Source organism: Ruania albidiflava DSM 18029, assembly GCF_000421225.1.
Taxonomy (GTDB): Bacteria; Actinomycetota; Actinomycetes; order Actinomycetales; family Beutenbergiaceae; genus Ruania; species Ruania albidiflava.
In genome coordinates, this window is sequence record NZ_ATWL01000005.1 from 226,640 (window position 1) to 234,328 (window position 7,689).

The following is a 7,689-nucleotide window of genomic DNA, read 5'->3' on the forward strand; positions in this document are numbered from 1 at the left end:
CGCGCGTGCGGCGGCCGTGCTGGTGCGCGCCGGGGTGCTGTGATCCCGCGCACCGGTCGGGCTGCTCCGGTGCACGTGCAAGGCGCGTCGTGCATGGTCAGGGCCTAGGGATGGAAGAGTAGGGCCCGTGCTTCCTTCCGATGCCGCCTCGACCGCCGCGGACCGAGCCAGCGATCCCGCGCGCCCGCCGGAGCTGGGTTCGGCGCCGAGCCCGTTCATCGAGTTCGACCGCCAGGCGTGGAGCCGGTTGTCCGCCTCCACCCCGTTGCCGCTGACCGCTGACGACGTGGAGAACCTGCGCGGGTTGGGGGACCCGATCGACCTGGCCGAGGTGGACACCGCCTACCGGCCGCTGTCCCGGCTACTGACCTTGTACGTGGCGGCCTCGCAACGGCTGCGGGCCACCACGGCCACGTTCCTGTCCGAGCGGGCGCACCGCACCCCGTTCGTGATCGGGGTGGCCGGGTCGGTGGCGGTGGGCAAGTCCACCGCCTCCCGGGTGCTGCGGGAGATGTTGCGCCGCTGGCCGGAGACCCCGCGGGTGGAGCTGGTCACCACCGACGGGTTCCTGCTGCCGAACGCCGAGCTGGAACGGCGCGGGCTGATGGAGCGCAAGGGCTTCCCGGAGTCCTACGACCGGCGCGCGCTGCTGGACTTCCTCGCCCAGGTGAAGTCGGGTGCACAGCTGGCCACCGCGCCGGTGTACTCCCATCTGACCTACGACATCGTGCCCGACCGGCGCATCGAGGTGCACAGCCCGGAGGTGCTGATCGTGGAGGGGTTGAACGTGCTCGCCCCGGCCCGGGTGAGCGCGATGGGAGAGCCGTCCCTCGCCGTCAGCGACTTCTTCGACTTCTCCATCTACATCGATGCGGCGACCGAGCACATCCGGCAGTGGTACATCGACCGGTTCCTGGACCTGCGGCAGACGGCGTTCGCGGACGAGCGTTCCTACTTCCACCGGTATGCATCGTTGGACGACGAGCAGGCGCGGGACCGGGCGAGCCAGATCTGGGCGACGATCAACGAGCCGAACCTGGTGGAGAACGTGCTGCCCACCCGGGGCCGGGCGACGCTGGTGCTGCGCAAGGAGGCCGACCACCGGCTGAGCCGGTTCCTGCTCCGTAAGATCTGAGCCAGGCCCGCACGGCGTGAGGAGGGGCAGGGTACCGATGACCGAGACCGTGGTCGCAGATACGACGTCCGGCCGGGTGCGCGGGGTGCGGCGGGAGCGCTCGATAGCCTTCCGCGGCATCCCGTACGCGGCCGCACCGGTCGGGGAGCTGCGGTTCCAGGCGCCGGCCCCGCACCCGGGCTGGGACGGGGTGCGCGACGCGCTGGCGAACGGGCCGACCCCGAGCCTGGGACCGACCGGGGACACCTACTCGATCCCGGAGCCGGTCGTGCCGGGGGACGAGGTGCTCAACCTGAACGTGTTCACCCCGACGCTGGATCCGGCTGCCCGGCTGCCGGTGCACGTATGGGTGCACGGGGGCGGCTTCGTGGGCGGGTCGCCCGGTGGGGCATGGTTCGACGGCGATTCTTTCGCCGGGCACGGTGTGGTCACCGTGGCGATCACCTATCGGTTGGGGTTCGAGGGGTACGGCGACGTGCCCGGGGCGCCGGGCAACCGGGCGCTGCGGGACGTGATCGCTGCCCTGCAGTGGGTGGCGCAGAACATCGCCGGCTTCGGCGGCGACCCGGACCAGGTGACGATCGGCGGGCAGAGCGCAGGGGGCAGCGCAGTGCTGGCGCTGCTGGTCTCCCCTGTGGCCCGTGGGCTGTTCCGGTCCGTGGTGTGCCATTCCGGGCCGCTGCCGGACATCCCGCTGGCCCGTGCCCGCAGGGTGGGGGCGGAGATGGCGCGGACGGTCGGGGTGGAGCACACCGTGGCAGGCTGGCGGGACGTGCCGCGCGAGCAGGTGGTGGCGGCCGAACGGGCCCGCGAGGGCGCCGACCTGGTCTCGGCGGTGCGGGACTTGCACCAGGTGCTCGCCGGCCGGGACCCGATCACCGACTTCGGTCCGGTGATCGGTGATGAGGTGCTCCCGGACGACCCGGTGGCGGCGATCGCTGGTGGGGCGGGCGGCGACGTCCCGTTGCTGCTGGGCACCACCAGCCACGAGTTCAACCGGATCACCGCAGTGGTGGAGCGGTACCTGGCTTCCGGGGTGGCCGGTGCAGTGCTGATGGGGCTGGGGGTGCCGCCGGTGCTGGCTCGGGCCTACCCGCGCGCCTACCCGGACTTCTCCCCTGCCGAGCTGCTCGGCCAGGCGGTCACCGACCGGGTGTTCCGGATGCCGGCGGTGCAGGTGGCGCAGGCGCGGGCAGCGGCTGGCAGCCCAGCATGGTTGTGGGACTTCCGCTGGCGTTCCCCGGTGACCGACCGCGCCGTGCACTGCGTGGACCTGCCGTTCGCGTGGCAGCGGCTCGGCGTGGACCGGGTGGCGCGGATCGCTGGGGAGGACCCGCCGGTGGCCCTCGCTGAGGAGCTGCACGGTGCGGTGGTGCAGCTGGTGCGCGAAGGACGGGCGGGCTGGCCGGTGTTCACCTCGACCGAACCGGTGGCGAAGGTGTGGGACACGCCGTCCTGGGTGGGCCGGGACCCGTACCGGTTCGAGCGGATCGCGGTGCAGCAGCTGGCCCCCGAGCCTGCGGCGGCGACCTGAGCCGCACCGTGGTGGGCGTTGCTGACCGGGCGGGCCGGCAAGCGGCTCAGGAGCTGTGCTCCAGCTCCTCCGGCTGCCCGGCGATCGGGTAGTCGGTGTGCATGGTCTCCTCCGGGGTGAGGCCCTTGCGGCCGAGGATCTTGCGGACGATGTAGTCCACGATGACTCCGATGACCACTCCGACGACGACACCCACCAGGACGCCGATGATCGGGTGGTCGTGCAGGAATGCGCCGGCGCTGACCCCGAGCAGGATCGAGTACCCGGACCACATCACGGCAGCGATACCAGCGACCAGGACGAACCGGCGGTAGGGGTAGCCGACGGCTCCGGCGCCCATGTTCACCGCCACCCGCCCGACGGGCACGTACCGGGCGGCGAGGATGAACACGGCACCGCGGCGGGCGAGGGTCTGCTCGGCCCAGGCGAGGGTCTTCTTGCCACGGTGGCTGCGGAAAATCCGAAACCGGTGGATCGGCAGCTTCGTGCCGATCAGGTAGGCGATGTTGTCCCCGACGAAGGCGCCCAGGGCTGCGACCAACCCGATCCAGGCGATGTGCGGTGCCTCGTGGCTGATCGCCAGGCTGGTCAGGGCGATCACCAGGGACTCGCTGGGGATCGGCGGGAAGAAGCCGTCGATCACACAGCAGGCGAAGAGTACGGCCAGCACCCATGGCGATGCCGCCATGGCCAGGATGGTCTCGATTACTGCTGCGAACACATGCGCTCCTCGCGTCTGCCTCAGTCTCCCACGCTAGAGGGACTGCCCCTCAACCGGAATCCGGGATCTCCCTGATCCTTTCTCGAGATCGTCACAGGGCGCGGCCTTCTCCTGGTCGGCTGGTTGGGGCGGGCACGGACGGACACGCACCGTGGGACACGGCCGTGCTGCGCGGGTGCTCACCCGGACTGACGGCGCCGAGCGAGGGCATCGATCGTGACCGCCACGACCAGCACGACAGCGGTGACGACGTACTTGGCGGCGGCGCTGAAGCCGAGCAGGCCCATACCGTTGTTGATGGCGGCGATGACCACACCGCCGAGCACGCCGTGGATCGCCTTGCCCCGACCACCGAACAGGCTCGTCCCACCGATGACCGCGGCGGCCACCGCGTACAGCACGAGGGTGCCGCCGTCCATCGAGGTGGAGATGGAGCGCAGCCGGGAGGCGTAGACGATCCCGGCGATACCAGCGGTCAACGAGCAGAGCACGAAACCGGCGGTGCGGATGCGGGCGAGGTTGATCCCGGCCCTGCGGGCGGCCTCAGCGTTGCCGCCGACGGCATAGACGTACACCCCGAAACGACGACGCCCCAGCAGAAAGCTCCAGACCAGCAGCACGGCGAGCACCACGAGCACCACCCACGGCAGCCCGTACACCGGGGCACGGATGCCGCGGTCGGCGTTGGCCAGGAGGATCAGACCGGCACCACCAGCGAAGGCGGCGACGATCTTGGTGATGGTCAGCGCCAGTGGTGGTGCGGGCAGGCTGGAGGTGCGGCGCCGCGCGTCCCGGCGCCACATCAACGCGGCCCAGAGGGCGACCAGGACGATCATGACGACCCAGCCGACCGGCCGGCTCAGGGTGCCGGAGGAGATCTGGACCAGCACGTCGTCACGGATGAGGATGGCGCCACCGTTGCCGAGCACGAAGAGCATCACCCCGTTCCAGAACAGCAGGCCGCCGAGGGTGACCACGAAAGACGGCAACCCGATCCGAGTGACGAGGCTGCCCTGCAGCAGCCCGATCAGGGCGGTGACGACGAGAGCGGCGAGGATGGTGGCCCACCACGGCCAGCCCACCTGTGGTTGCGCCAGCCAGGCGAGCACCACTGCGGAGACGCCCGCGACGAAGCCCACCGAGAGGTCGATCTCCCCGAGCAGCAGGACCAGCACCTCGGCCATGCCCAGGAGCATGAAGACGGCGGACTGCACCAGGAGATTGATCAGGTTCCCGGCGGTGAGGTACTGCTGGTCGAGGACCTGGAAGATGATCGAGACGAGGATGAAGCCGCCGAGGACGGGCAGGATCCCAGTCTCACCTCCTCGGATCCGCTGCCAGACGAGGTGCAGGTACTCCCGCACGCCGAGCGCGTCATGGTCCTCGGGGCGTGCTGGTGCGGCGTGCGTGCTCATGTTGCCTGCTCCACGCTGCGGCTGGTCTCCCCCGTGGTCATCAGGTCGACGACGATGGCCTGGTTGGTGCGGGCCGTGGGGCGCACGTCGACGAGGCGTCCCTGCCGCATCACAGCGATCCGGTCGGCGACCTCGAACACGTCGAGCAGGTTGTGCGAGACGAGCAGCACCGCCTGACCACGCTCGACGAGGGTCCGCACCAGGTCCAGGACCATCCTGGTCTGTGCCACGCCGAGGGCAGCCGTCGGTTCGTCCATGATCACCAGCTCGGACTGCCAGAGGACGGCCTTGGCGATCGCCACGGACTGTCGCTGACCGCCGGAGAGGGAGGCGACCAGCTGGCGGACCGAGCGCACTGTGGTGACGGCCAGCTCACTGAGGGTCTGGGCCGCGGCCTGTTCCATCGACAGCTCGTTGAGCTGACCCCGTCGGAGCCGTTCCCTGCCGAGGAACATGTTCTGCACGATGTCGAGGTTGTCGCACAGGGCGAGGTCCTGGTAGACGGTCTGGATGCCGAGGTCGTTGGCCACAGTCGGGCTGTCGATACGAACCTCTCGTCCTTTCCAGGCGATCGTGCCGGCATCTGGCGGGCTGATACCGGAGATGCACTTGATCAGCGTCGACTTGCCCGCGCCGTTGTCCCCGACCAGCGCGGTGACCGCGCCGGCCGGGACATCGAGGCGGACATCGGTGAGCGCCTGCACGGGACCGAACGCCTTGGACACCCCGGTCAGTCGCAGGAGGGTCTGGGTGTCGGCCGCGGTGGCTGCGCCCCGTGTGGCCGGCACGGTCAGCTGATCCCGGCGGCGTCGCAGGCGGAGGCGACGTCTCCGGAGCACAGGTCGTCGACGGTGACCGTCTGGTCAGCCACCACAGTGTCCGCCATGTTGTCGGTCGTGACCCAGATCGGCGTGACGTACACCGAGGGGATGTCCGCATCCAGCGTGGTGTCCGTGGTCGTGTCGTTCACCAACGTGTCCGGAGGGGTGACGCCGGCACGCAGGTAGATGGCCAGGGCTGCTGCCGCCTGCGCCTCCAGGTAGATCGGCTTGTACACCGTGCCGCACTGGTACCCGGTGAGGATGTTCTGCAGACCCGGCAGCGACGCGTCCTGCCCCGTGGTCGGGAAGGTCTTCGGGTCCACACCATTGCCCTTGAGGATCGAGATCACGGCGTTGGCGTTGTCGTCGTTCGGGGTGATCGCCGCGTTCATGTCCGGGTGCGCGGTCAGCTGCTGCTGGAACGTGGTGGACGCCTCATCCGGATCCCAGGTACCTGCCGGCTCGCCGGCCTTCGTGTACGTGCCGTCGTCGAACAACGGCTGCAGCACGCTCATGTAGCCCTGGTTGAACAACGTGGCGTTGTTGTCGGTCGGGTCACCGTCCATGATGAGCACGTTCGGGTCGGAGACGTTCCAGTCATCGATGCACTGGGTCAGGCCCTGGCCCATCAGCTCGCCGACCTTCACGTTGTCGAAGCTCACGTAGTACCTGTCTTCGGGCCCTCCGGTGACGAGCCGGTCATAGTCGATGACCGCCACCCCGGCTGCCTCCGCCTGGGCCTCGATGGCGGCTCCGCTGCCCGCATCGAGAGGATCGACCAGCAGCACCGATGCACCGGCATTGATGTCTGCCTCGGCCTGGGTCTGCATCGTCGCGGCGCTGCCGTCGGCGTTGTCGATCTTGAACTGGTCCGAGCTCAGGCCCGCTGCTTCGAACGCTTGAGTGAGGTAGGGCTCGTCGTACTGCACGTACCGCGTTGAGGTGGTGGTGTCTGGCAGCAGCACGCCGATCAGGCCGTCACCTTGTGCCGCGAGATCGGTGAGCTGCTTCATCACGGAGAAGTCTGCGGTGAACGCAGTAGCGTCCACCTGGGGTCCCTCTCCCCCGCCTGCGCTCTGCGCACCGTCGGACTGATCGCCCGAGCTCGTGGAGGATCCGCAGGCCGTCAGCAACAAGCTGATCGCTGCCAGCGAGGTCAGTGCTTCTAGGGTCTTGCGCCGGGTCATCTCTTTGCTCCTTCGCTGTCCCGCATCGCTGTCCTGCGATGTGCGCGCCCGTAGGTGGGTCGGTCAGTAGACCGACGCTTACCGACCATTTCAGTCTAAGTTCGCTCCTGGAATTCGGCAGGTGGCAGCGTTGATGGCGCGATGCCGGCCGCTACGCGAGGCCACGTCCGCGCCTGGGCTCTACGACTGCCCGAACGTTCGCCGAGCCAGACCGCGGTGCTAGACGCCCTCCTGCGGAGGCTGCACCTCGTTCGACGACGCACGACCACCCGTTGCCACACTCGGGAGTCGGGAGCCGGCGGGTTAACGCAGTCAAGCCACCCTGGTGGGGGTGGCTTGACTGGGATGTGTGGTCCGGCGGTGTCCTACTCTCCCACGACCTCGCGGTCGCAGTACCATCGGCGCTGAGGGGCTTAGCTTCCGGGTTCGGGATGGGACCGGGCGTTTCCCGCCTCGCTATGACCGCCGTAACTTTATGGAGATATCAAACCCCGGCCCCCGGGTCTGCCCCCCGGGGAATGTGTGGGGGGTGGGGGGTGGTGGTTGCCGGTATCTCGGGAACCGCACAGTGGACGCGCACGGGTTTGGTTTCATTCCCCCCACAAAAGAAGGGGGGGGTGTGGTTAAGTCTTCGGCGTATTAGTACCGGTCAGCTGGACACATTGCTGTGCTTCCACATCCGGCCTATCAACCCAGTGTTCTAGCTGGGAGCCTCTCGAGGCACAAGGTCCTCTAGGAAATCTCATCTTGAAGCAGGCTTCCCGCTTAGATGCTTTCAGCGGTTATCCCTTCCCAACGTAGCTAACCAGCCGTGCTCCTGGCGGAACAACTGGCACACCAGAGGTTGGTCCGTCCCGGTCCTCTCGTACTAGGGAC

Annotated in this window: 6 protein-coding genes and 2 rRNA genes; 2 read left to right on the plus strand and 6 right to left on the minus strand. The window is 68.8% G+C overall.

Going from position 1 to position 7,689, the window contains the following annotated elements; translation table 11 throughout:
• The first annotated feature begins 127 nt into the window (after positions 1 to 127).
• On the plus strand, positions 128 to 1,135 hold the full coding sequence (gene coaA / locus K338_RS0108545) for a type I pantothenate kinase (RefSeq protein ID WP_022917763.1): 1,008 nt from the start codon (positions 128 to 130) through the stop codon (positions 1,133 to 1,135).
• 37 nt (positions 1,136 to 1,172) lie between these two features.
• Positions 1,173 to 2,669, plus strand: coding sequence for a carboxylesterase/lipase family protein (locus K338_RS21420; RefSeq protein ID WP_022917764.1), 1,497 nt, complete (start codon positions 1,173 to 1,175; stop codon positions 2,667 to 2,669).
• Between the two features lie 46 nt (positions 2,670 to 2,715).
• On the opposite strand, the gene K338_RS21425 is transcribed toward K338_RS21420, so the two are convergent.
• From K338_RS21425 to K338_RS0108580, 6 genes are all read right to left on the minus strand, one after another.
• Positions 2,716 to 3,390, minus strand: a complete 675-nt coding sequence (locus tag K338_RS21425) for a DedA family protein (RefSeq protein ID WP_022917765.1) — start codon at positions 3,388 to 3,390, stop codon at positions 2,716 to 2,718.
• 179 nt (positions 3,391 to 3,569) lie between these two features.
• The gene (locus tag K338_RS0108560; protein ID WP_022917766.1) at positions 3,570 to 4,805 is read right to left on the minus strand and encodes a sugar ABC transporter permease; all 1,236 of its coding nucleotides are present in this window, start codon (positions 4,803 to 4,805) and stop codon (positions 3,570 to 3,572) included.
• Positions 4,802 to 5,593 (minus strand): ATP-binding cassette domain-containing protein, encoded by a 792-nt coding sequence (locus K338_RS0108565; RefSeq protein WP_022917767.1) that lies wholly within the window; start codon positions 5,591 to 5,593, stop codon positions 4,802 to 4,804. Before K338_RS0108565 ends, K338_RS0108560 begins: the two co-directional genes overlap by 4 nt.
• Positions 5,594 to 5,595: 2 nt before the next feature.
• Positions 5,596 to 6,813, minus strand: a complete 1,218-nt coding sequence (locus tag K338_RS0108570) for a sugar ABC transporter substrate-binding protein (protein ID WP_022917768.1) — start codon at positions 6,811 to 6,813, stop codon at positions 5,596 to 5,598.
• Between the two features lie 352 nt (positions 6,814 to 7,165).
• Positions 7,166 to 7,283: ribosomal RNA gene (rrf, locus tag K338_RS0108575) — 5S ribosomal RNA — on the minus strand.
• A 149-nt stretch (positions 7,284 to 7,432) separates the two neighbouring features.
• Positions 7,433 to 7,689 (minus strand): 23S ribosomal RNA (locus tag K338_RS0108580); the annotation flags it as partial.